Raw genomic sequence first — 24,472 nt, forward strand, 5'->3', positions numbered from 1 at the left:
AATAGTTGGCAGAAGCTTTTAAATTCGGTGTTTCCGGGCGCCGCCGACAGCACGCGCGGCGGCGCGGAACTCAGACGAGGCCGATCTCGACGGCATCGCCGTTGAGGCGTGCCGGCCAGACGCGCAGGCTTTGTTCGGGGTATTCCATGCAGGTGCCATCGGCGAGGCGGAAGTGCTGTTTGTACAGCGGCGAAGCGATCACCAGCTCACCCTTGACGTTGCCGACGATGCCGCGGCCGATGACGTTGGCGCCGGACTTGGGGTCGCGGTTGTCGATGGCGAACAGCTGCTCGCCTTCGGCGTTGTCGGGCAGGTGGAACAGCGCCACCTGGGCGCCTTCGTGCCAGGCCACTACACCGGAATTGGCGACCAGATCGGCACGGCTACACAGTGCCTGCCAGGCCGCCGGGGCTGCGGAACGGGAGTCGAGACGAACGACGTTGGACTGGCTCATCAGAGCACCTCCTGGGTAAGTGGGATCAGGTGAAGTTCGCTGGCGCGTACCGGCCGACGTTGGCCGCGCTCCTTGACGAAGTGGATGTCGGGGTCGCCGCGGCCGTCGTTGACGAAGGTGCGGAAGCGCTTGAGCTTTTCCGGGTCGCTGATGGCATTGGCCCATTCGCACTGGTAGCTGTCGACCACGTGCTGCATCTGGCTTTCCAGCTCGGCGGCAAGGCCCAGGCTGTCGTCGAGGATGACGTCCTTCAGGTAGTCCAGGCCGCCTTCCAGGCTCTCGCGCCAGACCGAAGTGCGCTGCAACTTGTCGGCGGTGCGCACGTAGAACATCAGCACGCGGTCGATGGTGCGGATCAGCGCTTCGTCGTCGAGGTCGGTGGCGAACAGTTCGGCATGCCGTGGGCGCATGCCGCCGTTACCGCAGACATAGAGGTTCCAGCCCTTGTCGGTGGCGATCACGCCGATGTCCTTGCTTTGCGCTTCGGCGCATTCACGGGTGCAACCGGATACGGCGAACTTGATCTTGTGCGGTGCACGCAGGCCCTTGTAGCGGTCCTCCAGGCGCAGCGCCATGCCGACGCTGTTCTGAACGCCGTAACGGCACCAGGTACTGCCGACGCAGGATTTCACCGTGCGCAGGCTCTTGCCGTAGGCGTGACCGGTTTCGAAGCCAGCGGCGATCAGCTCGCCCCAGATGTCCGGCAGCTCGTGCAGCTGGGCGCCAAACAGGTCGATGCGCTGGCCACCGGTGATCTTGGTGTAGAGGTCGTATTTCTTCGCCACCTGGCCGATGGCGATCAGCCCTTCGGGAGTGATCTCGCCGCCCGGGATGCGCGGCACCACCGAATAGGTGCCGTTCTTCTGCATGTTGGCCATGAAGGTGTCGTTGGTGTCCTGCAGCGGAATCAGCGCCGGATCGGTGATCGGCTGGTTCCAGCAGGAGGCGAGAATCGAGCCCACCGTCGGCTTGCAGATGTCGCAGCCGACATGGCCGCGGCCGTGCTTGGCCAGCAGTTCGGCGAAGGTTCTGATGCCCTCGACGCGGACGATGCCGTAGAGCTCCTGGCGGGTGTAGGCGAAGTGTTCGCACAGGCTTTTGTCCACCGCCACGCCGCGCGCCGCCAGTTCGGCATCGAACACCAGCTTGAGCAGGGCATTGCAACCACCACAGCCGGTGGCCGCCTTGGTCGCGGCCTTGAGTTCGCCGAGATCGGTGACGCCGGCATCGACCTGGCAGCACACTGCGCCTTTGCTGACGTTGTGGCAGGAACAGATGGTTGCGCTGGCCGGCAGGGCATCTGGGCCAAGGGTTGGAGCGCCTTCGGTCTGCGGCAGGATCAGCGCGGATGGGTCTGCCGGCAGCTTGATGCCGTTCTGCGCGTATTGCAGCAGAGTGTCGTAGTAGCTGTTGTCACCGACTAGCACCGCGCCGAGCACGGTCTTGCCGTCAGCGGATACCACCAGTCGACGGTAGCTGGCGCTAGCCTCATCAATGAAACGGTAACTGCGCGAGCCGGGTGTGGCGCCGTGGGCATCGCCGATGGAGCCTACATCCACGCCGAGCAGCTTGAGCTTGGTCGACATGTCGGCGCCGTAGAAGGGCTCGTGGGGTTCCTCGGCCAGCTGCGCGGCGACACTGCGCGCCATGCTGTAGCCCGGTGCAACCAGTCCGAACACGCTGCCGTTCCAGCTGGCGCACTCGCCGATGGCGAAGATCGCCGGGTCCGAGGTGCGGCATTCGCTGTCGATCACGATGCCGCCGCGCGGAGCGATCTCCAGCTCCGCGACATGGCCGAGGGCGTCTTGCGGGCGGATGCCGGCGGAAAACACGATCAGGTCGGTTTCGAGGAATTCGCCGTCGGTGAAGTTCATCCGCCAGGCGTAGTCCTCGCCGGCGACGATCTCCTGGGTGGCGCGCGACAGATGCACGCCAACGCCGAGGGCCTCGATGCGCGCCTTCAATGCCGCACCGCCTTCGCCGTCCAGTTGCACCGGCATCAGGCGCGGGGCGAATTCGACGACATGGGCTTCCAGTCCGAGCGACTTTAGCGCGTTGGCTGCTTCCAGCCCGAGCAGACCGCCGCCAACCACCACACCGCGACGGGCATTGGTCGCCGCGGCGCGAATGGCATCGAGATCATCAAGGGTGCGGTAGACCAGGCGCGCGCTGCCTTCGGCACCGGTGATCGGTGGCACGAAGGGGTAGGAGCCGGTGGCGAGGATCAGTTGGTCATAGGGCTGGCGGCCGGCACTGGTGACGACCTCCTTACGTTCGCGGTCGATACCCAGCACCTGAACGCCCAGGTGGGTGTAGACGCCGTGGCTGCTGTAGTAGTCGGCATCGCACATGGCCAGCGACTCGGCGTCGCGACCGCCGAAGTATTCGGACAGGTGCACGCGGTCATAGGCGCGCTGGCGCTCTTCGCCGAACACATGCAGCTCGTAGCGGGTGAGGGCGCCGCGCTCGATCAGCTGTTCGATGCAGTGGTGACCGACCATGCCGTTGCCGACGATGACCAGTTTTTCGTGCGTGAGCGGAGTGACGGTAGAACTCATGGCCTTTCCTCAGTCGAGCTGCTGCGGCACTGGGCCGGCAAAACGCAAAAAGGCGCCTGGAGCTGGTATCAGCTCCAGGCGCCTTTGCCTGGTAATTAGTGGAATGTGGGGTGGTCGGTCAGGCCTCGTTGCCTGCTACACCCGGTCCCGCGCCTGTTGGCTTGACGGTCGCCGCTGACCGTCTGGGACGTCCTGCCGCGAGGCGGCAGGTGTTGTAAGGGTGGTTGCAGGTTGTATGCCAGCTTGTCCGGTAGTTTGGATTCGCGGCTGTAAGGCGCGCGATTGCGCGGTGTTGCGCGGTGCTTGGTCGCTCGGATGCTGAGCGATCAGCCTCCGTCACTGCGGCCTGACCGCGGCAGGCTTGAACCAGAACAGTGCGGCGGTGCGCGCACGATCCCCGCTTTGGGGCGATCAGGACCCGAGGCAGGGCGCAGATTGTTTCTGCATCAGGCGCCAAACGCCTCGCGGAGCAATTCGGGCAGTGCCTTGCCAGCGGGGAGGGCAAGCAGGTGTTCGCGGTCGCTGCCGGTCGCCTCGCCTTGCGGGTTGACGTGCACCACGGCGGCTCCGGCGTCGCGCGCCCGGTGTGGTACCTCGGCCGCGGGGTAGACCACGCCGGAGGTGCCCACCGATAGCAGCAGGTCGCATTCGCCAGCCGCCTGGAACGCGGCACTGAGTGCAGCGACGGGCAGACTCTCCCCGAACCAGACGACGCCAGGGCGCAGTCGTCCGCCGCAGTGGCTGCATCGGGGCGGTTCGAGGCGCCTGCCACCTTCGGGCTCGTCGGCAGCCGGCAGTGGCTCGGCTGGCTCGCGGGCGCAGGCGAAACAGCGCGGTCGGTGCAGGCTGCCGTGCAGGTGAATGACATCCTCGCTGCCGGCACGCTCGTGCAGGTCGTCGACGTTCTGCGTGATCAGCGTCAGTTGCGGTACGTGGCGCGCGAGGTCGGCGATGGCCAGATGAGCAGGATTAGGCTGGGACTGGAGGACGCGCATGCGCCGCCATTCATACCAGCCCCAGACCAGCGCCGGATCGCGGCGAAACGCTTCGGGTGTGGCCAGCTCGCCCGGATCGAACGCTCCCATAAACCGGTCAGCGCGTCGCGGAAGGTCGGGATGCCGCTCTCGGCGGAAACGCCGGCACCGGTGAACACGACGACATGGCGCGCCGAGCGCAGGGCGGAAATCAGGGACGCTGGAATCACGTTCGGGCTCCGGGGTGCATGGATGGCGCACTATCAATAACATCGTGCTGTGGGCTTTTTCAAAACGTCGGCTGGTCGAACGGCGTTCGCGAGGGGCTGTTGCTCAAGCAGCACATCGTGTATCGCGTCGGAGTTCTGACCGTCCGGCTGCTCGCCGTGGCCATCTGTCACCTACTTGACGGACGTCAACGTCGCCCGCAGCGGCTCGCGCATGATTCCGCGTAAAGCAACAGACGCGATATTCGCAGCCGGGAGGCTCTCATGCTTGGCTCAGTGACCTGGGACGACGCGCTGGTACAACGCTACGGACAGATCGGGCAGAGGCACTGCACCTATCCGGCTGCGGCCGATTTCAGCGACCGGATCGCCCCGCTGGATCTGCTGCGCGCGTTGCGCGAGGGGCGTCGCGCCGGCCGCCCGCTGTCGATATCCATTCACCAGCCCGGTGGCGTCGAGCTGCAGCCTGGCGAGGCCGCGGCCTATCAGCTGCGGCTGCACCGCGAGATCGAACAGCTCGGTTGCCATGCCGGGCCGCTGCAGCAGGTCGAGCAATTGCGGCTGAGCACCGGCACGCTGGGCATCGCCGCGTTACGAGAACTGATGACGCTGCTCAGAAGCCGTTTCAGTTTCGTCGATTCCCGTGCCGGCAGCTTTCTCGCTGAAGTCGAGCTGGCTCATGTCGACTGGCCGCTGATTGGCGCGCTGCACGAGCTTGGCTTCAACCAGCTCAGCGTCGCGGTGCCCGATCTGCGCGCGGACGACGGCAGCACGGTCGAGTACTTCCGCAGCTCGGCGCGCATCCGCGCGGTGATCGAAGCCGCCCATGCGTTGCATTACCGCTCGGTGAATCTGGATCTTGGCTACGGCAGGTCCTGGCAGACGCCGGCCAGCTTCGCGCGCAAGTTGGCGTCGATCATCGAGCTGGCGCCCGATCAGGTGACGATGTTCGATTACCGCGACGCGCCTCTGGTCGCTTCCAATCCCGCGCGCCTCGGCCTGGCTTCGGTGGCCGATACGCTGGCGATGTACCGCCATGGTGTCGAGCAGCTCAGCGCCGCCGGCTACCGCTACATCGGGCTGGGCAAGTTCGTCCTGCCTCACGACGATCTGGCGATGGCTCAGGAGATCGGCGCGCTGCACCACGATATCCATGGCTACACCCTGCACGGCGAATGCGATCACCTGGGTTTCGGGGTGGGCGCGATAAGCCGGGTCGATGGCCTTTATTGTCAGAACGCCAGCACCGCGCAGGCCTATCAGCAGGCGCTCGACCAGGACCAGCTACCGAGCATTTGCGGTCTGCACGCCAGCCATGTCGATCCGCTGCACCAGTCGCTGCTCGAACACCTGCGCTGCACCTTCGCGCTGGATTTCGACGCGCTCAGCCAGCACTGCGGCGTGGATGTGCGGCAGCGCTACGCGCGGCATTGGCCCGCGCTGCAGCAGCTGCATGCCGATGGGGTGATCGTGCTGAACGACAGCGGGCTGGAAATCCCGCTCCATGCTCGGCTACTGGTGCCGGCGGTGTGTGCGGCCTTCGAACAGCCAAACGCAATGGTGATTGGTCATTCGGCCGGGCGCCGGCGGCGCTGACTGGCGCCGCCGCTTCACCGCATGGTGAAGCGGCTGCTGAGGCTGCCGAGGCGACCGGCCAGCTCGTGCAGCTGACGTCCATCGTTATCCAGCTCGCTGGCGTCCCCTGCGTTACGCTCGGCGACCTGCTGCACGCTCTGCAGATGACGCCCCATATCGGCTGAAACCGCGGTCTGTTCGTGGGTCGCGGCGGCAATCATTTCGTTCATCTGGCTGATGTCCTCGATCTCGCTGGCGATGGCGTCCAGCAGGGCGGTGGTGTCCTGGCTGCTGCTCACGCAACGGGCCACGCTGTCGCGGCTGTTCTGCATCGCTTCGGTGGCCTTGCGACTACCTTGCTGCAGGCGGCTGATGATGCCCTGGATCTCGGTGGTGGAAGCTGCGGTCTTCTGCGCCAGATTGCGCACCTCGTCGGCGACCACGGCGAACCCGCGACCCTGTTCCCCGGCTCGTGCGGCCTCGATGGCGGCATTGAGGGCGAGCAGGTTGGTCTGTTCGGCGATGGTACGGATCACCTCCAGCACGCGGTCGATCTGCTCCGATTGCGCAGCCAGGTCCTGAACCACGCGGTCGGTGCCTTCGATGTGTTCGGCAAGGGTGCCGATCTCGCTGCGCACGCCGCTGACCGCGCTGCGGCCCTGGCCGGCCTTCTGGCTGGCACCCTGGGCAGCCTGCGCCGCGCGATCGGCGTGGCCGGCGACGTCATCGATGGCTACGGTCATCTGCTGCATGGCTTCGACCATGTAGGCAGTCTCATCCAGTTGGCGGCTGGCACCGTCACGCAGCTGGCGGGTTGCCTCGCTGAGGTTGGCAGCGGTGCCGCCCAGCCCCGCGGTGTCGCGTACCACGGCGCCGACCAGATCGCCCAGCTGGTCGAGCAGTTGATTGAAGCGCTGGGTGACCGGCCCGCTGACCTGGCTGCGGTAGCTCAGATCGATGCGTTCGGGACGCGCGGTGATGGCGGCGGCAGCGCCGAGCAGCGCTTCGCCTTCGCGGGCCTCGGCGGCGGCACGGATTGCCAGATAGACCAGGATTGCGCTTTCCAGCACCACGTAGAACGCATGCAGGAATACCTCGCCCCAGTTGCCATCGGGCATCAGGAATACGTCGGTGCCCTGTTGTTGCAGGGCGAAAAAGCTCAGGTGGTGCACGGCGATGGTCAGTGCGGCGACCACGATGGGCAGCCAGTCGCGGTAATACACCAGGAACGCCAACAGGGCGAAGATGCCGAAATGCATCTCCAGCATGCCGTGTGCCTGGTTGATATGCAGCGCGGAGAACACCATGAATGCTGCGCCGATCAGGCAGCGCAGCAGACGTTGACCAGGGATCAGCATGTACAGCGCAGTTACGGCCACGCCGGTCAGCCCGCCGATGACCAGTGCTTGCGCCCAAGTGCCATGGAAAGCCGCCACGCCGAACGAATAGGCGACCAGAAACCAGATCACACCCAGCATGATGCGATCGGCCTTGAGGTAATGCGCTTGCAGCGTGACGCTTTCGCTGTTCATGGATGACTCCGGGTGAAAGTCCGCACTCCTGTTATCGGGCGCCTCATGTCGCGCTTGACCCGTCGTAGAGCGGTTTCCGACGAGCGCCCGGTTTGGCCAGCAGCAGCTGTGCGGTGCCGATGGCGCGCTCGATGAAGCCGCCCTCGCAGTAGCACAGGTAGAACTCCCAGAGCCGGTAGAAATAGTCGTCGTAACCGTGACGCTCCAGCTCGCCGCGGGCGCGGCGGAAGTTCTCGTGCCACAGGCGCAGGGTGCGCGCGTAGTGTTCGCCGAAGTCCTCCATGTGCAGCAGGTTCATGTCCGAGTCGCTGGTTACGACATTGAGCATGCGCTGCATGGAGGGCAGGGCACCGCCGGGGAAGATGTAGCGCTGGATGAAGTCGACGCTGCGGCGCGCCTGTTCGTAGCGCTGGTCGCGAATGGTGATGGCTTGCAGCAGCATCAGCCCGTCGTTCTTGAGCAGCCGCGAGCACTGTCGGAAGTAAGTCGGCAGGAAGTCGTGGCCGACCGCTTCGATCATTTCGATGGACACCAGCTTGTCGAACTGACCGTCGAGATCGCGATAGTCCTGCAGCAGCAGGGTGATGCGGTCCTGCAGGCCCTGTTCTTCGATGCGCCTCTGGGTGTAGGCGAACTGTTCGCGCGACAGCGTGGTGGTGGTCACCCGGCAGCCACGGTGGATGGCGGCATAGAGCGCCATGCTGCCCCAGCCGGTACCAATCTCCAGCAGATGGTCCTCGGGCTGCAGGTCGAGCTTTTCGCAGATGCGTTCGAGCTTGTGCAGCTGGGCCTGTTCCAGATCCTGTTCGGGGCTGGTGAACATTGCCGCCGAGTACATCATGGTCGGGTCGAGAAACTGCTCGAAGAGCTCGTTGCCAAGGTCGTAATGGGCGGCGATGTTGCGCTGTGAGCCGCTGCGGGTGTTGCGGTTGAACCAGTGCAACGCCTTGATCACCGGCTGGCCGAACAGCGCCAGGCTGCCCCGCTCGATGTTGTCGAGCACGTCCATGTTGGCGACGAACAGGCGGATCACCGCGGTCAGGTCCGGGCTGTGCCAGTAGCCGTGAATGTAGGCTTCGCCGGCGCCGATCGAGCCGCGCGCGGCGATCAGGCCCCAGGCGGCACTGTCGGTTATATGAATTTCTGCCTTGAGCGGGCTCGCCAGATCGCCGAACTGCTGGCAGACATCGCCGTGTTGCAGTCTCAGCAACCCGTGGCGCAGGTGTTCGAGCTGATTCAGCACGGTACGGCGCAGCAGGCTGCTGGCCAGTCCCATGCCCGCCAGCGGACAGACTTTGACGGTCAGGCTAGGGCTCTTCATGGCGGGCTCCGGTGGGTTGCGTGACGGCCAGCCCGTACGCCTTGGTAGCGGGCTGATGGGTGAAGATCGGTGTGCGCTTGAGCAGCAGGCGCAGCGCCTGCCAGTAGATGGCGAGCAGGGTCTTGGCGGTCATCCAGGGGAAGCCGAGCAGGTAGCGGTGCACCGCGCCGCAAGTCAGCGCCTGGCGTTGCAGACCGAGGGTGGCGTCGAACAGCTTGTGCTCGCCCTGCCAATCCTCCATGTGCACGCCGATGCGTCGTCCCGGCGGGTTGAAGCGCATGCGGTATTCCAGCTCGCCGGGCAGGAACGGCGAGACGTGGAAGGTCTTCGCCACCGTGCAGCGCAGGTTGCGATTGCCGGATGCCGGCAGCACGTAGTGATAACGCTCGCGCCAGGGGGTGTTGCTGACTTCGCAGAGCACCGCGGTCAGCTGTTCCTGTTCATCGAAGCAATAGAAGAAGCTGACCGGGTTGAAGCACAGCCCCCAGCTGCGCGGCTGGGTCAGCAGGCGCACGGCACCGGTGACCGGCCGCCCGAGGGCTTCGCTGACCCGCTGGCGGACCGCGTCGGCCAGCGCGATGCCCTGGCTGGTGTATTGCGGCAGGTAGTCGCGCTCGCGGAAGGAAAATGCGGCGAAGCGGGCACGCCCACTCAGGGGCGAAAGCCCGAGCACGGCGTCCTGTTCGGCCAGATCGAGGTACAGCAACCCCATGCGATAGCTGAACGCATGGGCCCGCGGCGCGAAGCGCCGATGCTGCACCCAGCCGCTGTACAGCGCGCTGTGCACGATGGCGCTGCTCACAGCGACTCTCCGAAGGCGGCGGCGACGCGCAACGCGCTGACCACACCGTCCTCGTGGAAGCCATTGCCCCAGTAGGCACCACAAAAGTAGCTGTGCCGGGCGCCGAGGAGTTCGTCGGCACGGGTCTGCGCGTCGATGCCGGCCAGGCTGTACTGCGGGTGGGCGTAGGAGAAGCGCGCGAGGATCAGGTCCGGATCGATCGCTTCGCTCTGGTTGAGGCTGACGCAGAAGGTTTCCGGCGACTCGATGCCCTGCAGGATGTTCATGTTGTAGGTCACCGCGGCCTGCTGCGTGGTCGGCCCACCGAGGCGGTAGTTCCAGCTGGCCCAGGCGCGGCGACGCTTGGGCAGCAGGCGCGTATCGGTGTGCAGCACCACGTCGTTTGCGGCGTAGCCGATGGCTCCGAGGATCTCTCGTTCGACCCGGCTCGGTTCGGCCAGCAGGCTCAGCGCCTGGTCGCTGTGACAGGCGAAGATCACCTTGTCGAAACGCTCGGCACCGGCCGGGCTCTGGATCGTTACGCCGTGCTCATCGCGCAGCACCTCGAACACCGGGCAGTTGAGACGGATGTGCTGGCTGAAACCCCGCGTCAGTGGCGATACATAGGCGCTGGAGCCGCCTTCGACGACGTACCACTGTGGGCGATCGCTCACCGACAGCAGCCCGTGGTTCTTGAAGAAGCGGATGAAGAATTCCACCGGGAATTCCAGCATGTCGGCCAGCGACATCGACCAGATCGCTGCGCCCATCGGCACGATGTAGTGATCGATAAAGCGCTGGCTGTAGCGGCCCAGCTCGAGATAGGTACCCAGGGTGACGTGGGCACCGAGGCGGCCGTGCTTGTAGTCGTCAAGCGCTTCGCGGTTGAAGCGCAGGATGTCGCGGATCATGCCCCAGAACGGTGGCGAGAACAGGTTGCTGCGCTGGGCGAACAACGTGTTGAGGTCGTGGCCGTTGTATTCCAGGTCGCTGAGCGGATCGCTCACCGAAAAGCTCATTTCGGTCGGCTTGTAGCGCACTCCGAGCTTGTCCAGCAACTTGATGAAGTTGGGGTAGGTCCAGTCATTGAAGACGATGAAGCCGGTGTCCACCGCGTAGTCCCGGCCGTGCAGGCGGAAGTCCACGGTATGGGTGTGGCCGCCGATCCAGCTGGCCGATTCGAACACCGCGACCTGGTGCTGACGGGACAGCAGATGCGCACAGGTAAGTCCGGCAATACCGCTGCCGATGATGGCGATTTTCATGGTTATCCTTCCTTGAGAGGCGTATGCGCCAGTCGCCGGCCGAGGGCGAATTGCAGGCGTGCGGGCAGCAGTGAGAGCAGGCGCAGCACAGAGATGAACGGTGCCGGAAACGCGATGTGCAGCGGGCGGCGTTCCAGCCGTCGGGCGATCTGCCGTGCGGCCTTGTCCGCCGGCCAGCTCATTGGCATGGGAAAGTCGTTGCGACGGGTCAGCGGTGTATCGACGAACCCCGGGCTGACGAGGGTGACGTCGATGCCGTCGTTGGCCAGATCCAGACGCAGCGATTCGAGCAGGTAGCGCAGCGCCGCCTTGGATGCGCCGTAAGCCCCGGCACGCGGCAGCGGCAGCCAGGTCACCGAGCTGCCGACGCCGACCAGATGCGGGCGCACCCCTTGGCGCAGCAGTGGTAGTGCCGCCTCGATGCAGTAGCCGACAGCGAGTACGTTGGCGCCCATCACGCGCTCCAGCAGCGCCGCGTCGAATCGGCCGGCGTCGATGTATTCGCAGGTGCCGGCGTTGAGGATCACGCTGTCCAACGCGCCCCATTGCGTCTGGATGGCGGCGCCGATGTCGCGCACCTGTTCGCTGTCGGTGAGATCGCCGGGCAACACCAGCACACGCCCCGGGTAGCGCCGGGCAAAGGCCTGCAGCGGCTCGGTGCGGCGTGCCGACAGCGCCAGGCAGTGCCCGTCGGCGAGCAGCTGACGCGCCAGTTCCAGGCCGATGCCGCTGCTGGCGCCGGTCAGCCAGATACGTCGCGAGAGGTTCACGCGAGCCTCCGCTGCAGCCAGCGAATTGCCGCACCGAGCAGGGGCACATGCTGATAGAGCAGGGCACCGGCATCGAAGTAGTCGCGGTGGCGGACGACCTTGCCGGCGCCGTTCCAGCGCAGCAGCGAGCAGCCTTCGAGGCTGATCAGCTTGCCGCCGTTCAGCCGCGGATGTCGGTAACTCATGATCCAGCGCAGATAGCCCTGGCCGTCGCATGTCTCATCGTGGCTGATGAACTCGAAATGCAGATGTTCGACGTTGGCATACAGCTCGCTGAAATAGCGCTCCAGCTCGACGAGCCCGCAGACCTCATGCAGCGGGTCGGTGAAGTGCACGTCGGCGCTGTAGAGGTCGCGCAGGCGGTCGAGATTGCTCGCGTCGAGGCGGGCGAACTCGCAGGCGAAGGACTGCAGGAAGCCGCTCATGCTTGCGCATCCGGCAGGTTGCGGAAGGCATCCAGCGCTCGCGCCCGGCTGGCGCCGAGGTCGACGATGGGGGCGGGGTACTCGGTTACGCCGAACAGGCTGCGGTGCGCCGACGGGTTATGCACGTCGCGCCTGCTCAGGTGCTGCAGCTCGGGAAGCCAGCGGCGCAGGAACTGCCCGTCCGGGTCGAAGCGTTGCGACTGGCTGATCGGATTGAACAGGCGGAAGTAGGGCACCGAATCCGTGCCGGTGGACGCGCTCCATTGCCAGCCGCCATTGTTGGCGGCCAGGTCGCCGTCGATCAGGTGACGCATGAACCAGCGCTCGCCCTCACGCCAGTCGATCAGTAGGTTCTTGCTGAGGAACATGGCGACGACCATGCGCAGGCGGTTGTGCATCCAGCCGGTTTCCTGCATCTGGCGCATGGCCGCATCGATGATCGGGAAGCCGGTGCGGCCCTGCTGCCATGCTTCCAGCTCGTACGGCGCGCGCCGCCAGGGCAGTGCCTCGGTTTCCGGGCGGAAGGCGCGGTACATGGACACCCGCGGATAGCCGACCAGGATGTGCTTGTAGAACTCGCGCCAGAGCAGTTCGTTGATCCAGGTGGTAACGCCGGTGCTGCCGCTGTCCAGCTCGCCCTGGTTGTAGCCAAGCGCCGCGTGCAGGCACTGGCGGATGGAAATGACACCGGCGGCGAGGTAAGCCGACAGCTGGCTGGTGCCGGGCTCGGCGGGCAGGTCGCGGCGCTGGTGGTATTCGTTCAGGTCGTCCTCGACGAACGCTGCCAGGCGCCGCTGGGCGAAGGCTTCGCCGGCTGGCCAGAGCGCGCGCAGATAGTCCGTGGGTCGCGGAAAGCCGGTGACCGTCGTGGGTATCGGGTCACTGGTGATACCCAGCGGCGCCTGGGCCGCAGGCACCGGCTCGCAGGCTGGCAGCGATACGCTCAGGCGGGCGAGGCAGGCCTTGCGGAACTGGCTGAACACTTTGAAGTAGCTGCCCGACTGCGTCCGTACGCTACCCGGAGTGAACAGCAGCTGGTCGAGATAGCCGCGCACGCTGATGCCGGCCGCTTCCAGATGCGTCGTAACTGCCAGATCGCGGCGCTGCTCGTTTACCCCGTACTCGTCGTTGTAATGCAGCCGCTGCACGCCCTGTTCGCGGCAGACCTTCAGCAGCGCGTCGGGTACCGCCTGCCAGTCATCGACCTCGCGAATCAGCAGCGGGACGTTGAGCGCGCCAAGCCGCGTCGACAGCTCGGTGAGGTTACGCAGCCAGAAGTCGACTTTGCAGGGGGCGTCATCGTGGGCGAGCCATTGCCCCGGAGTGACCAGATACAGCGCCACGGTAGGGCCGCAAGCCATCGCAGCCGCGAGGGCGGTGTTGTCGCTTGTGCGCAGATCGCTGCGCAGCCAGAGCAGCTGGGTCATGATGCACTCCCTTCGCTACCGGGCAGCAGGCCGGCGCCATGCAGCTCTTGCAGGGCGCCGAGGGGACCCTCAGCGAGCATCAGCCCGCGATGTCGGTGCAGCTCGGGTGCATGGATATGAACGGCCGGCCCGGCCACACAGAGCGGCGCGACGCTTTGCTCGATCAGACGCGGCAGGTCGCGTTGCAGGCAGTTGCACGGCAGGCTGTTGCTCGCATAGAGCAACAGGGCGCGCGGCAGGATGCGCTCCATCGCCAGGTTCAGCTCGTTTAGCGGTACCGGCCACTCGACGACTTCGACTGGGCAGTCGGTGCTGGAGACGAGCCAGGCGGTCAACCACAGACCGGGTGCGAAGGACTCGTTATCCAGATTGGCGAGCAACAGCGGACGCCCGACCTGCTGCCGGTTGTTGAAATAGATGCGGGTCGCCAGTTTGCTGCGCAGCCAGGAATGAACCAGCGCCCGCTCCACCGCTGCGCCGTACTGGCCCTGCCAGCGCTGTTCGAGTGCCTCGAGCAGTGGATGCAGCAGGTGCTGGCAGAGCGTGCGCGGCGGATACAGCGCCATGGCCCGGTTGAAGGCATCGTCCAGGCGTCGTTCGCTGAGGCGGTCGATGGCCTGCAGCAGCTCTTCGAGCAGCTCCGACCACTGGTTCTGCCTGGGCAGCTCCGGCGGCGTGGTGGTGTCCAGCAGCGGCTTGATCTGGCTGACCGAAACGCCGCGATTGAGCCAGGTGAGGATGTCGCGGATGCGCTGGATATGTGCTTCTTCGTACAGCCGATGACCCTTGGGCGTGCGCAGCGGGACGATCAGCCCGTAACGGCGCTCCCAGGCACGCAGGGTCACGGCGTTGACGCCGGTGATGCGCGCCACTTCGCGGATCGGTAGGAGGCCGTCGGCCGTCAGCTGCGTCAGGTCCGTTGATTCATTCATGTTCAGATTCCGTTGCGCAGGCTGAGGGTTTCGGGATGCGGCTGCATGTAGGCCTGGCGTGCGACGTAATGATCGGGATGCCGACGGAAGTGGTGCTTGAGCAGGGTCAGCGGCACCACCAGCGGAATGACGCCGGCGCGATACTGATCGATGAGGTGGCGCATCTCGCGGCGGTCCTCCGCGCCAAGCGCGTCCTTGAGGTAACCGCTCAGATGCAGCAGCACGTTGCAGTGCGTACCGCGGGTGGCCGGCTTCTTCAGCGCCTGCATCAGCTGGCTGAAGTACTGCGGTGCGAACTCCTCCAGCGAGTGTTCCGCCAGTTGCGCGACCAGCCGGCCGAGCACCTTGTACTGCAGCGGGTTGCTCGCCATCAGCTGGTACTTGTAGCGCGAGTGGAAATCGACGATGGCCCGGCGGCTGAGGCCGGCCTGGCGCAGGCGCTGCCAGTCGGCATGGGCATAGACGCGGGTGAGGAAGTTTTCGCGCAGCACGGCATCGTTCAGTCGACCGTCCTCTTCGACCGGCAGATCCGGACAGGCCTGCATCAGCGCCTGGGCGAACACGCCGCTACCACCTCCGGGCTGGGTATGGCCGTTGGCGGCATAGACCTTGACCCGCTCCATGCCGCAGGACGGCGATTTCTGCATAAGGATGTAGCCGTTGATGTCGTGCAACTGCTCGGCGATCTGTCGACCGTAGGCGGCGAGGGCTTCGGTGACGTCCAGCTCGGGACGTACGGTGCCGACGGCCTTTGGTGCGTCGGTGTCGCCGACCAGGCGGATCGGCTCGCGAGGTGTGCCAAGGCCGATGGCAACCTCCGGGCACACCGGCACGAACTCGAAGTGCTGCGCCAGGGTCTCGCTGCACAGGCGCGATTCCTTGTGGCCACCGTTGAAACGCACCGGATTACCAAGCAGGCAGGCGCTGATTCCAATCTTGGGCGTGGGGAGCTTGGTGTGCATGATGGCGACCTCGTCTTGTACAAGTTGGGTTTCTGTACAACTTGTGGCCATCATAATCGTGGTGTTGTACAAGTCAATACATGATGTACAACTAAGTGCATAATCCTGTACAAATATTGTCAACGAGTGGCTTTGGATAGTTGTCGCCGCGTACGGAGGGGGGGTTTTGGTGGCTGAGCGATCTACAGCGCTTGTCGGCCGGCCTGATGTGCGCCAGTGGCTCAGCCGAAGCGGTGGCGTGAAAATGCTGTACGGTTCATGTGCCTATGTATAGGTGTATGCTTTCAAGCAAGTCGTCAAACCCGCGCAATGGCTGCGCGCCAGGAGCTCACCATGAACATCTTGTTGACGGGCGGTACCGGGCTGATAGGCCGCGCGTTGTGTCGGCGCTGGCTGGCGGACGGGCATCGGCTGTGGGTATGGAGCCGCACGCCGCAACGCGTTGCCGCGTTGTGTGGTGCCGAGGTGCAGGGTGTAGGCAGCTTGCAGCAGCTGGATGCCGTGGCGTTGGACGCGGTGGTCAATCTGGCCGGCGCCCCCATCGCCGATCGGCCATGGACCAAGTCGCGCAAGGCGTTGCTATGGGACAGTCGGGTCAAGCTCACCGAACAGCTGGTCGAGTGGCTGGGCCGACGCGAGCAGAAACCGGCGCTGCTGATCTCCGGTTCCGCCGTGGGTTGGTATGGCGACGGCGGTGAGCACCGCCTGACCGAAGTCGATCAGCCGGTCTCCACCGATTTTGCCAGCCAGCTGTGCAATGCCTGGGAAGAGCGCGCGATGGAGGCGACAGTGCTGGGAATGCGTGTGGTGCTGGTGCGTACCGGGCTGGTGCTAGCGCGTGACGGCGGCTTTCTCCTGCGGTTGCTGCCGCCATTCAGGCTTGGTTTGGGCGGGCGCATCGGCGATGGTCGGCAATGGATGCCGTGGATTCATATCGAAGACCAAATCGCCCTGATTGATTTTCTTCTGCGCCAGCCGGCGGCAAGCGGGCCTTACAATGGCTGTGCGCCGGCCCCGGTGCGCAACGTCGAGTTCACGCACAGCCTTGGCCGCTGCCTGCATCGCCCGACGGTATTGCCAGTCCCGGCAGCGGTGCTCAAGTCCCTGCTCGGCGAGTTGGCCGGGCTGTTGCTCGGGGGGCAACATGCGTTGCCGCAGAGGGCCGAGGCGGAAGGTTTCCGCTTCCGTTTCAACGATCTGGATTCAGCCCTGGCCGACCTATTGACGCCCCCCTGAATGGTGCGCCCTGTGTGAAAATAGCGCGCCCCCCGCTTGGGGTACGGCGCAACCTTAAAAATAGTAGTCAGGAAAGTTGCATGACAGAGCAGGCGTTGTTGTTGGTCAATCTGGGTTCGCCGGCCTCCACGGAAGTCGCTGATGTACGCCGCTACCTCAACCAGTTTCTGATGGATCCGTACGTTATCGATCTGCCGTGGCCGTTGCGGCGCCTGCTGGTCTCGCTGATCCTGATCAAGCGCCCCGAGCAATCGGCGCATGCGTACGCCTCGATCTGGTGGCCGGAAGGTTCGCCGCTGGTGGTGCTGAGTCGCCGTCTGCACGAGGCGGTACGTCCGCACTGGACGCAGGGCCCGGTGGAGCTGGCGATGCGCTACGGCGAGCCCTCCATTGAGACCACGCTGACGCGTCTGGCCGGGCAGGGCATCACCCAGGTCACCCTGGCGCCGCTTTATCCGCAGTTCGCCGACAGCACCACGACGACGGTCATTCAGGAAGCGCGCCGGGTCATCCGCGAGCGCGGACTGTCTCTGCAGTTGTCGATCCTGCAGCCGTTCTACGACCAGCCGGAGTACCTCGACGCGCTGGTCGCCAGTGCCAGGTCGCATCTGCAACAGGATTTCGATCATCTGCTGCTGAGTTTCCACGGGCTGCCCGAGCGTCACCTGCACAAGACCGATCCAACCGGCGCGCACTGCCTGAAGGGCGATGATTGCTGCCAGCGTGCCGAGGGCGAGGTACTCGCCAGCTGCTACCGCGCGCAGTGCATGCGCACCGCCGCCGGCTTCGCGGCGCAGGCCGGGTTGCGTGACGATCAGTGGTCGGTGTCCTTCCAGTCGCGCCTCGGCCGCGCCAAGTGGATCGAGCCCTACACCGAGACGCGTCTCGACGAGCTGGCGCAGCAGGGCGTGAAGAAGCTGCTGGTGATGTGCCCGGCTTTCGTCGCCGACTGCATCGAAACCCTCGAGGAGATCGGCGATCGCGGTCGTGAACAGTTCATCGAGGCGGGTGGCGAGGAACTGGTGCTGGTGCCCTGTCTGAATACCCACGAGGATTGGGTAAAGGCGCTGGTGACACTCTGCGGTCGCGCGCCTCTGGCGCTCTGACCGCAGGCTCGGGGACGCATCGCGCGGCGATGCGTCCCACGTCAGGCTGTCACGCCGTCGTCCGCCTCGGTGGCACGAACCAGCTCCTCGAACGCATCCGCCGATAGCGGTCTGCCGAACAGATAACCCTGATAGCGATGGCAGCCATTGGCGAGCAGCATCCCCCGTTGTGGCTCGCTTTCGACGCCTTCGGCGATGACCTCCAGGCCCAACCCGGTCGCCAGTGCGCAGATGGCCCGGACGATGGTCAGGCTGCTGCTGTCGTCCGGCAGGCGGCGAATGAAGGTCTGATCGATCTTCAGCTGATCGAGCGGCAGCTGCTGGAGATAGCTCATCGAGGAATAGCCGGTACCGAAGTCGTCGATGGCGAAACGGATGCCGTGCTGCTTGAGCCGCGTCATGCGGGCGATCGCTTCGGGCATGTTGTCCAGCAGCAGCGTTTCGGTCAGCTCCAGCTTCAGCCGGGCCGGATCGGCACCGCTCCTTTCCAGCAGCTCGAGCACCCCCTCGACGAAATTGTCCTGGTACAGCAGGTGTGCACTGAGGTTGACCGAGAGACTGAGGTGGGCGAATTCCGGCGTTTCGGCCCAGCGCGCCAGTTTTGCGCAGGCTTGGGCCAGCACCTGTTGATCGAGGGTGTGGATCAGACCGGCGTGTTCGGCCTGCGCGATGAATGCCGCCGGAGTGAGCAGACCGCGCAGCGGGTGCTGCCAGCGCACCAGCGCCTCGGCGCCAATGATGCCTTCGGTCTGCTCCAGCTGCGGCTGGAAATTGAGTATGAATTCGCCGTTCTTCAAGCCCAGGCGAATCTCTTCCTCCAGACGCAACCGTTCCTGCACGGCCAGCTGCATGCGCGGGTCGAAGAAGCGCAGGGCGTTCTTGCCGGAAATCTTCGCTTCGTACATCGACATGTCGGCGCGCTTCATCAGCTCGTCGCTGCTGCTGGCTTCGGCACCGAACAGCACCACGCCGATACTGGCGCTGCTGTACAGCGCGAGATCGGCCAGGCGATACGGCCGATCCAGCGAGTTCAGCAGCTTCATGCCGATGTGCTCGGCCTGGCCCGCCGCGCGTAGCGGGTCATCGCCGAGGTTCTCCAGCATCACCACGAACTCGTCGCCACCCAGGCGCGCCACCGTGTCGCTGGCGCGCACCTCGGCATGCAGACGTTCGGCGGCGATGCGCAGCACCTGGTCGCCGGTCTGGTGCCCGTGCAGGTCGTTGATGTTCTTGAAGTTGTCCAGGTCGATGAACATCAGCGCGCCCAGCTGATTGCCGCGGCGGCTGGCGGCCATGGCCTGGTGCAGGCGGTCGAGCAGCAGCCGGCGGTTGGGCAGACCGGTCAGCGGATCGTAGAACGCCAGATTATGAATTCGCTCTTCGGCCGCCTTGCGATCGGTGATGTCGGTAAAGGCGGCGACATAGTGAGTCACTTCTCCGAGCGCGTTGCGCACCGCGCTGACGGTCAGCCATTCGGGAAAGATCTCGCCACTCTTGCGCCGGTTCCAGATTTCGCCTTCCCATACGCCGGTGGTTTCGATGCTCGACCACATGGCGCGATAGAACTCCGGGCCGTGCTTGCCGGATGCGAGCAGAGCGGTGGTCTGACCGATGGCCTCGGCGGGGCTGTAGCCGCTGATGCGGGTGAAGGCCCGGTTGACCCGCAGGATGCGGCTCTGCGCGTCGGTAATCAGCATGCCCTGTTGCGATTCGAAGGCAATGGAGGCGATCCTGCGCTCCAGCTCACTGTTCACCCTCTCCGTGATATCGCGGCTCAGCCAGACCACCGCACGCTTCTGTCCTTCCGGCTGCTCCAGCGGCAGCGCGCGGCCTTCGAACACCTTGAGGCCACCCTGTGTCGGCAGGCAGTACTCGATCAGCTGCGGTACATCGCTGTTCAGCGTCAGCTGGATGAAGTCGAGGAAGCGACGTTCTTCCTCTTCGGGCATGACGTCGTGCAGACGGCGACCGAGCAGCTTGCCCGGATCGTCATACAGCAGGCTCCGTTCGGCGCAGAGGATTTCCAGGTAGCGGCCATCCTCGTCGAGCACCATGAGCAGGTCGGGCATGGCTTGGGTGATGGCGCGCAGCCGGGCTTCGCTGAAGCGCAGGGCCTGCTCGATCTTGTTGCGCTCCAGCAGATCCTTGAGCAGGACGCCGAGGGTTGCGGTGGCGATGGGCAGCGCCAACAGCGCTGGCAAGGCAGCTTCCCGTACGGCGGCGGCGCCGAGCCCGTTGGGCAGCATCAGTGCAACCAGCGCCAGCGCGCCAAGGTGCAGCAACACGCCGAACGCGAGCAATTGCCAGAAGCCGATGCCGAGCAGTCGCTTGCGGTATGCACAGCCGTATGCGAGACCGAGCACGATGGGCAACAGCACGTTGGCCAGCCCCGGGATTACGCCGGGCCCGCCCAGCCAGAGGCGATAGGCGCCAGCCAGGGTGCCGGCGATCATTGCCACCAGCGGCCCGCCGAACAGCCCGGCCATGCTCAGCACCACGGTGCGCGCATCGAGGATGATTCCGGTCTGGCCGACGCTGGAGATCAGCATGCCGATGATGCAGGCGCTGCCGAACCAGAGTCCGGCGAGCAATTGAGCGGAGAGCTGACCGCTCCGGTTCCAGCTGCGGGTGGTAAAGGCCAGCAGCCAGCACAACGCGAGCAGCATGACCGCGTTCTGTACGACGGCATTGAGAGTCAAGACAGAATCCTAGGGCGCAACCGCCCACTGCAGGATGGTGAAATGGCGATTTGCCAGTATCCCATATCCACCGCTACCGAGTAACGGCCCTTAGGTAGGGTTGTCCGGGGTGCTTGAGGGCGCAGCGCTACCGCATCGTTGAGCCAACGGCCCGCCGGACGCGGGCCGGGCGGCGTGCTCAGTTCTGCGCGAGCTTCGCCTTCAGTTCGCGAATCTCGGCTTCCAGCGCTTCGACGCGTTGCAAGGCGTCGACCTCGGCGGTGACGTTCTTCTGGATGCCGATGAAGTAGGTCAGCTGATCGGCCTCGTTGAACACCGGCGTGATGGAAAGCTCGTTCCAGAACGGTGTGCCGTCCTTGCGGTAGTTGCGGATGATCTGGCGGCACGGCTGGTTGTTCTTCACCGCCTCGCGGATAGCCTGCAGGGCCGGCTGGTCGCGGTCCTCGCCCTGCAGGAAGCGGCAGTCGCGGTAGAGGATGTCGTCGACCGCATAGCCGGTCAGCCGCTCGAACGCCGGGTTGGCGTAGATCAGGATGTTGTCATCGCCTTCCTGTTCGGCGACCACGATTCCGTCGTTGGAGGCTTCGATAACCAGTTGCAACAGCTTGGCATTGATCATGTCACGACATCCTGAAAGGGCATGCCGCGCATTCTAGAACAACTTGGTCCGCTCGGTGCTTGCAAGTGCCATCAGTGGCCTGTTTGGCAAGTTCAGTTGGTCAATTTCGGCGCCCATGGCCCCGATACTGCGCTGCTGCTCCTCACCATAGCCCGCTATGACTCGTCGCAGCGCCTTATCTCGGAACCATGGTCATCCGAACGTGCCTCAACCAACTCACCGCACAGGCCACCCGCTCATTCGTTGCGTTTGCGGAAGAACAGGGTGACCTGTCCCACCTCTACGCCAAACTTGCTCATGAACGAACGGTTGGCCAGGGTGTTCTCGTCGATCAGGTACATCCAGTCGTCCAGGTGTACGTCGTAAACCTTGTCATCCACCGGCAGGCTGAGCACGTAGCGCCAGCGCAGGGCATTGCCGGCCACTTCGCCAACGGCCTCGCCGACCACGTCTGCAGTCGTGCCGCGCCAGTGCCCCGGGCGCTCCTCGGTCAGCGTCCAGACGCGTTGCTGGGTAGTGCCGTCGCTGTAGCGAAAGTGTTCGTCGAGGATCAGCTTGTCGCCATCGAGGCTGCCTTCGATCTCGACATGAAAGCGCTTGACGACCTCGCCGGAGCGCTTCTGGAACATGCCCCAGGCATCCACCGTGCCGACGAAATACTTGCGCAGATCAAGCTGCGGCTCCTCGTCTCGGTAATGCTCGACATCGACGGCGGTGCAGCTGAGCAGCAGCAGGCAGCAAGCCAGGATCAGTACCTTTTTCATGATTTCGTTTCTCCGCAGGGCAGGGAAGTGAGTAGCCGCGCTGCCAGTAGCTTCAGCAGGCAGGGCAGGCCGGCGTAGACCAGCGCAAGGTTCCAGCCGGCCGCGTTGCCCGGTTGGTAGTCGCTCAACGCCAGCAATGGCAAAGCCAGACCGGCGAGTGCGAGCGCCAGCTTGGCGAGAAAGCTCCACAAGCCGAAGTAGGCGGCAGTGGAATCACGCTCCTCGACTGGGATGATGTCGGCCAGCAGCGCTGGTGGCAGGGCCAGATCGGCTCCGAGGGCAAGGCCGGACATCATGCAGACGCCGGCATAGGCCCAGGCCGAGCCCGGCTCCAGCAGCACCGCCCAGATAAAGGCGGCGCAGGCGGTGAGCATGCCGATCCGCCAGCTGCGTCGTTTGCCGATGCGATCAGCCAGACGGGTCCAGAGCGGCAGACCCAATGCGCCGCTGATGAAGTAGAGCGCCAGGAACAGCCCGGTCAGTCGCGCCAGTTGCAGGCGGTCGGCGATGAAGAACAGCGCCAGGGTGGCCGGAATCGCCACCGCCACGGCATTGATGAAGTAGACGCCCGCCAGCCGCCGGAACGCAGGGTTGCGCAGGGGCAGTCGCCAGCTGCTGGCTTCGCTACGCACGGTGCGGTGGGGGCGTGGGGCGCCGAACAACAAGGTCGCCGTGCCGGCTAACAGCAGCACGGCGAAGGTGGCAGCAAAGGTTGCCAGCGCCGTCGCCATGCCGTATCGGGTCGCCAGCACGGTAGGCAGCACGCTGGCGAGCACCACGCCGAACAGTCCGGCACCTTCGCGCCAGGCGGCGACTCGGGTGCGGGTATCCGGCTGGTCGGAGAGGCGCGCGCCCCAGGCCAGATAGGTGATGTTGATCAGGCTGTGCAAGGTATAGGTGAGCGCCAGCAACGCGCCGAGCCACGCGGCTAAGCCGAAACTGCCTAAGTTGCCGGGTGGGATCAGCAGCGCCGCCATCGCCAGGCTAAGCAACACAGCCACGCCGCCGAGCAGAATGGTCCAGCCACGTGGCGAGCGGCGATCGATAAGGCGGCCAAGCCAGGGGTCTTGCACGGTGTCCAGCAGGCGGGCGAGGAACAGCACGGCGCCGGTCAGCGTCAGACCGAGGCCGAGATCGGCCGCATAGAAATTCGGCACCAGCACGTAGATCGGCAGCATCGCCATCGCCATCGCCAGCGGCAGGCCGAGCATTCCATAGGCTGCCAGCGCCGGGCTTTTCATCGCTGGCCCAGCAGGTTGCGCCGCAGCTTCTGGTCGCGGCTGCGCGGGTCGAGCCAGATGGCGAAGAAGGCGTCGGCGAACGCAGCGTCGGCGACCTCATGCTGCAGGCGATCATTCACGTAGAAGCGGCAACCGCGCCCGGGCAAGAAGACGCCAGTGATTCGGTCACCCGCCCCGACATCGACGAAGGCCTGCTGCATGTCTGCGCGCCAGCGGCGCAGTTGTTCGGCATCGAGCGGCTCGCCGGAGAGTCGCTGAATCTCTTCCAGGCTGCTGCGCACCAGGTCGTCGCGGCTGATGGAGCGGTGATAGGTCAGTTCCAGCGCGAACGGCGTACGGGCTTGCAGCGGCGCGGTTTCGCTCCACAGGCGCGCGTCATAGATGCGCAAGCCGAAGAAGCGCAACTGGCCTTCGCCAATCAGGCGCGCCTGTGGCACGGCTTCGCGCCAGCTCGCCGCTGCGATCAGCGAGATCAGCGACAGCAGGCTGGCGAGCACAACGCGGCGGATATTCACGACATCGTGCTCAGCGACTGCCAGCGAGGGTGATCGAGACCGAGTCGGCAAAGCGCAGCGCGTGGGGCTTGTCGACTTCCACCTCGGCGTAGCTCACCGCGGGATGTGCCATCACCAGGTCGAGGATTTCCTGGGTCATGCGCTCGAGCAGGGCGAAGCGGTTCAGCTCCACATGGCGAATGATCGCCTTGGTTATGGTTCGGTAGTTGAGTGCCTGCTCGATGTCGTTGTCGCGCACCGCCTCGACCGCCGGGTAGAGGATGCTCAGGTTGATCAGCACGTCCTGGCGGTTGAGGATCTCGTCCTCGTTGATGCCGATGTAGGTGCGCAGGCGCAGATCCTTCACCCGGATGCGCGCCATGCCAGGTTCCAGGCGCGGCATTACTGGCCCCTCCCGATCAACTGTAGAAATTCCATCCGTGTGTTGCAGGAGCTGCGGAAGGCCCCGAGCATCACCGAGGTGTTCATCACCGAGTTCTGCTTTTCCACGCCGCGCATCATCATGCACATGTGCTTGGCTTCGATGACCACCGCAACACCAGCGGCGCCGGTGACTTCCTGAATGGCTTCGGCGATCTGGCGGGTCAGGTTTTCCTGGATCTGCAGGCGGCGGGCGAACATGTCGACGATTCGCGCAATCTTCGACAAGCCCAGCACGCGCCCGGTGGGGATGTACGCCACATGGGCCTTGCCAATGAAGGGCAGCATGTGGTGCTCGCACAGGGAGTACAGCTCGATGTCCTTGACGATGACCATCTCGTCGTTGTCCGAGGCGAACAGCGCGCCGTTGACGATCTCTTCCAGGCTGCGGTTGTAACCGCCGCACAGGTATTGCATCGCCTTCGCCGCGCGTTGCGGTGTGTCGCGCAGACCTTCGCGCTCCGGGTTTTCACCCACCCCGGAGAGTATTTCGCGGTAATGACCAGGCAGATCGTTCATGACGGTTCCTTTTGTGCGTCGGGCGCTGTTGCGTGGAGGGGAATGCTGTTGCATCGATGGGGGATGCGATAAAGCTATACGGATATTTCTTATTATACAGGTAAATGTACAGGAATATTCTGCTGCATAAGAACTCCTTAGCCCGAGTCC

General features: G+C 64.8%; 21 protein-coding genes and 1 pseudogene. 3 read left to right on the top strand and 19 right to left on the bottom strand.

Going from position 1 to position 24,472, the window contains the following annotated elements; all coding sequences use genetic code 11:
• Positions 1 to 70: 70 nt before the first annotated feature.
• From nirD to RT582_RS07050, 3 genes and pseudogenes are all read right to left on the bottom strand, one after another.
• Positions 71 to 454 carry a nitrite reductase small subunit NirD gene (gene nirD, locus RT582_RS07040; protein ID WP_179484268.1) on the bottom strand — a complete coding sequence of 128 codons (384 nt, stop codon included), beginning with the start codon at positions 452 to 454 and terminating at the stop codon, positions 71 to 73.
• Positions 454 to 3,012 (bottom strand): nitrite reductase large subunit NirB, encoded by a 2,559-nt coding sequence (gene nirB, locus RT582_RS07045; RefSeq protein ID WP_313477007.1) that lies wholly within the window; start codon positions 3,010 to 3,012, stop codon positions 454 to 456. Before nirB ends, nirD begins: the two co-directional genes overlap by 1 nt.
• 446 nt (positions 3,013 to 3,458) lie before the next feature.
• Positions 3,459 to 4,129: pseudogene (locus tag RT582_RS07050) on the bottom strand (Sir2 family NAD-dependent protein deacetylase).
• Between the two features lie 348 nt (positions 4,130 to 4,477).
• Between RT582_RS07050 and RT582_RS07055 the strand changes: the two are divergent.
• A complete protein-coding gene (locus RT582_RS07055) occupies positions 4,478 to 5,809 on the top strand; it encodes a coproporphyrinogen III oxidase (RefSeq protein ID WP_312169494.1) in 1,332 nt (443 codons plus the stop codon).
• Between the two features lie 14 nt (positions 5,810 to 5,823).
• Here the strand turns inward: RT582_RS07055 and RT582_RS07060 are convergent, their stop codons facing one another.
• From RT582_RS07060 to RT582_RS07100, 9 genes are read right to left on the bottom strand one after another with little or no spacing between them, the layout of a single operon-like run.
• Entirely contained in the window at positions 5,824 to 7,320 is a 1,497-nt protein-coding gene (locus tag RT582_RS07060; RefSeq protein ID WP_179484264.1) for a methyl-accepting chemotaxis protein, read from the bottom strand.
• A 43-nt stretch (positions 7,321 to 7,363) separates the two neighbouring features.
• The gene (locus RT582_RS07065) at positions 7,364 to 8,641 is read right to left on the bottom strand and encodes an SAM-dependent methyltransferase (protein ID WP_313477008.1); all 1,278 of its coding nucleotides are present in this window, start codon (positions 8,639 to 8,641) and stop codon (positions 7,364 to 7,366) included.
• Entirely contained in the window at positions 8,628 to 9,443 is an 816-nt protein-coding gene (locus RT582_RS07070) for a DUF1365 domain-containing protein (RefSeq protein WP_313477009.1), read from the bottom strand. The genes RT582_RS07065 and RT582_RS07070 overlap by 14 nt, the downstream gene beginning before the upstream one ends.
• A complete protein-coding gene (locus RT582_RS07075) occupies positions 9,440 to 10,687 on the bottom strand; it encodes an NAD(P)/FAD-dependent oxidoreductase (RefSeq protein ID WP_046619453.1) in 1,248 nt (415 codons plus the stop codon). The genes RT582_RS07070 and RT582_RS07075 overlap by 4 nt, the downstream gene beginning before the upstream one ends.
• Positions 10,688 to 10,689: 2 nt before the next feature.
• Positions 10,690 to 11,457, bottom strand: a complete 768-nt coding sequence (locus RT582_RS07080; protein ID WP_313477010.1) for an SDR family NAD(P)-dependent oxidoreductase — start codon at positions 11,455 to 11,457, stop codon at positions 10,690 to 10,692.
• Positions 11,454 to 11,882 (bottom strand): nuclear transport factor 2 family protein, encoded by a 429-nt coding sequence (locus RT582_RS07085; protein ID WP_046619451.1) that lies wholly within the window; start codon positions 11,880 to 11,882, stop codon positions 11,454 to 11,456. The genes RT582_RS07080 and RT582_RS07085 overlap by 4 nt, the downstream gene beginning before the upstream one ends.
• The gene (gene phrB, locus RT582_RS07090; protein ID WP_313477011.1) at positions 11,879 to 13,309 is read right to left on the bottom strand and encodes a deoxyribodipyrimidine photo-lyase; all 1,431 of its coding nucleotides are present in this window, start codon (positions 13,307 to 13,309) and stop codon (positions 11,879 to 11,881) included. Before phrB ends, RT582_RS07085 begins: the two co-directional genes overlap by 4 nt.
• Positions 13,306 to 14,241 (bottom strand): MerR family transcriptional regulator, encoded by a 936-nt coding sequence (locus RT582_RS07095; RefSeq protein WP_313477012.1) that lies wholly within the window; start codon positions 14,239 to 14,241, stop codon positions 13,306 to 13,308. The genes phrB and RT582_RS07095 overlap by 4 nt, the downstream gene beginning before the upstream one ends.
• A 2-nt stretch (positions 14,242 to 14,243) precedes the next feature.
• Positions 14,244 to 15,203 (bottom strand): YbgA family protein, encoded by a 960-nt coding sequence (locus RT582_RS07100; protein WP_023443726.1) that lies wholly within the window; start codon positions 15,201 to 15,203, stop codon positions 14,244 to 14,246.
• A 333-nt stretch (positions 15,204 to 15,536) separates the two neighbouring features.
• Between RT582_RS07100 and RT582_RS07105 the strand changes: the two genes are divergently transcribed.
• Both RT582_RS07105 and hemH read left to right on the top strand, forming a co-directional pair.
• Positions 15,537 to 16,439 carry a TIGR01777 family oxidoreductase gene (locus RT582_RS07105; protein WP_313477013.1) on the top strand — a complete coding sequence of 301 codons (903 nt, stop codon included), beginning with the start codon at positions 15,537 to 15,539 and terminating at the stop codon, positions 16,437 to 16,439.
• Between the two features lie 80 nt (positions 16,440 to 16,519).
• Positions 16,520 to 17,545 (top strand): ferrochelatase, encoded by a 1,026-nt coding sequence (hemH, locus tag RT582_RS07110; RefSeq protein ID WP_125877533.1) that lies wholly within the window; start codon positions 16,520 to 16,522, stop codon positions 17,543 to 17,545.
• A 41-nt stretch (positions 17,546 to 17,586) separates the two neighbouring features.
• Here hemH and RT582_RS07115 read toward each other — a convergent pair whose 3' ends face one another.
• The 7 genes from RT582_RS07115 to folE all read right to left on the bottom strand — a co-directional run bounded on the left by RT582_RS07115 (position 17,587) and on the right by folE (position 24,322).
• The gene (locus RT582_RS07115; protein WP_313477014.1) at positions 17,587 to 20,244 is read right to left on the bottom strand and encodes an EAL domain-containing protein; all 2,658 of its coding nucleotides are present in this window, start codon (positions 20,242 to 20,244) and stop codon (positions 17,587 to 17,589) included.
• 178 nt (positions 20,245 to 20,422) lie between these two features.
• Positions 20,423 to 20,863: a PAS sensor domain-containing protein gene (locus RT582_RS07120; RefSeq protein WP_014820379.1), complete on the bottom strand. Its 441-nt coding sequence runs from the start codon at positions 20,861 to 20,863 to the stop codon at positions 20,423 to 20,425.
• Positions 20,864 to 21,099: 236 nt separating this feature from the next.
• Positions 21,100 to 21,627, bottom strand: a complete 528-nt coding sequence (locus RT582_RS07125; protein ID WP_313477015.1) for a DUF3833 domain-containing protein — start codon at positions 21,625 to 21,627, stop codon at positions 21,100 to 21,102.
• The gene (locus RT582_RS07130) at positions 21,624 to 22,868 is read right to left on the bottom strand and encodes an MFS transporter (protein WP_313477016.1); all 1,245 of its coding nucleotides are present in this window, start codon (positions 22,866 to 22,868) and stop codon (positions 21,624 to 21,626) included. The genes RT582_RS07125 and RT582_RS07130 overlap by 4 nt, the downstream gene beginning before the upstream one ends.
• On the bottom strand, positions 22,865 to 23,383 hold the full coding sequence (locus RT582_RS07135) for a chalcone isomerase family protein (protein ID WP_313477017.1): 519 nt from the start codon (positions 23,381 to 23,383) through the stop codon (positions 22,865 to 22,867). The genes RT582_RS07130 and RT582_RS07135 overlap by 4 nt, the downstream gene beginning before the upstream one ends.
• Before the next feature lie 10 nt (positions 23,384 to 23,393).
• Entirely contained in the window at positions 23,394 to 23,765 is a 372-nt protein-coding gene (gene folX / locus RT582_RS07140) for a dihydroneopterin triphosphate 2'-epimerase (protein WP_014820375.1), read from the bottom strand.
• Positions 23,765 to 24,322 (bottom strand): GTP cyclohydrolase I FolE, encoded by a 558-nt coding sequence (gene folE, locus RT582_RS07145; protein ID WP_014820374.1) that lies wholly within the window; start codon positions 24,320 to 24,322, stop codon positions 23,765 to 23,767. The genes folX and folE overlap by 1 nt, the downstream gene beginning before the upstream one ends.
• Positions 24,323 to 24,472 lie beyond the last annotated feature (150 nt).

This window comes from Stutzerimonas kunmingensis, from assembly GCF_032106285.1.
GTDB lineage: Bacteria > Pseudomonadota > Gammaproteobacteria > Pseudomonadales > Pseudomonadaceae > Stutzerimonas > Stutzerimonas kunmingensis_B.

What these genes read in the sequence shown, in the direction of transcription:
- nirD (WP_179484268.1), bottom strand. Translation starts at nt 454, where the DNA reads ATGAGCCAGTCCAACGTCGTTCGTCTCGACTCCCGTTCCGCAGCCCCG.
- nirB (WP_313477007.1), bottom strand. Translation starts at nt 3,012, where the DNA reads ATGAGTTCTACCGTCACTCCGCTCACGCACGAAAAACTGGTCATCGTC.
- RT582_RS07055 (WP_312169494.1), top strand. Translation starts at nt 4,478, where the DNA reads ATGCTTGGCTCAGTGACCTGGGACGACGCGCTGGTACAACGCTACGGA.
- RT582_RS07060 (WP_179484264.1), bottom strand. Translation starts at nt 7,320, where the DNA reads ATGAACAGCGAAAGCGTCACGCTGCAAGCGCATTACCTCAAGGCCGAT.
- RT582_RS07065 (WP_313477008.1), bottom strand. Translation starts at nt 8,641, where the DNA reads ATGAAGAGCCCTAGCCTGACCGTCAAAGTCTGTCCGCTGGCGGGCATG.
- RT582_RS07075 (WP_046619453.1), bottom strand. Translation starts at nt 10,687, where the DNA reads ATGAAAATCGCCATCATCGGCAGCGGTATTGCCGGACTTACCTGTGCG.
- RT582_RS07085 (WP_046619451.1), bottom strand. Translation starts at nt 11,882, where the DNA reads ATGAGCGGCTTCCTGCAGTCCTTCGCCTGCGAGTTCGCCCGCCTCGAC.
- phrB (WP_313477011.1), bottom strand. Translation starts at nt 13,309, where the DNA reads ATGACCCAGCTGCTCTGGCTGCGCAGCGATCTGCGCACAAGCGACAAC.
- RT582_RS07095 (WP_313477012.1), bottom strand. Translation starts at nt 14,241, where the DNA reads ATGAATGAATCAACGGACCTGACGCAGCTGACGGCCGACGGCCTCCTA.
- RT582_RS07100 (WP_023443726.1), bottom strand. Translation starts at nt 15,203, where the DNA reads ATGCACACCAAGCTCCCCACGCCCAAGATTGGAATCAGCGCCTGCCTG.
- RT582_RS07105 (WP_313477013.1), top strand. Translation starts at nt 15,537, where the DNA reads ATGAACATCTTGTTGACGGGCGGTACCGGGCTGATAGGCCGCGCGTTG.
- hemH (WP_125877533.1), top strand. Translation starts at nt 16,520, where the DNA reads ATGACAGAGCAGGCGTTGTTGTTGGTCAATCTGGGTTCGCCGGCCTCC.
- RT582_RS07120 (WP_014820379.1), bottom strand. Translation starts at nt 20,863, where the DNA reads ATGATCAATGCCAAGCTGTTGCAACTGGTTATCGAAGCCTCCAACGAC.
- RT582_RS07125 (WP_313477015.1), bottom strand. Translation starts at nt 21,627, where the DNA reads ATGAAAAAGGTACTGATCCTGGCTTGCTGCCTGCTGCTGCTCAGCTGC.
- RT582_RS07130 (WP_313477016.1), bottom strand. Translation starts at nt 22,868, where the DNA reads ATGAAAAGCCCGGCGCTGGCAGCCTATGGAATGCTCGGCCTGCCGCTG.
- folX (WP_014820375.1), bottom strand. Translation starts at nt 23,765, where the DNA reads ATGCCGCGCCTGGAACCTGGCATGGCGCGCATCCGGGTGAAGGATCTG.
- folE (WP_014820374.1), bottom strand. Translation starts at nt 24,322, where the DNA reads ATGAACGATCTGCCTGGTCATTACCGCGAAATACTCTCCGGGGTGGGT.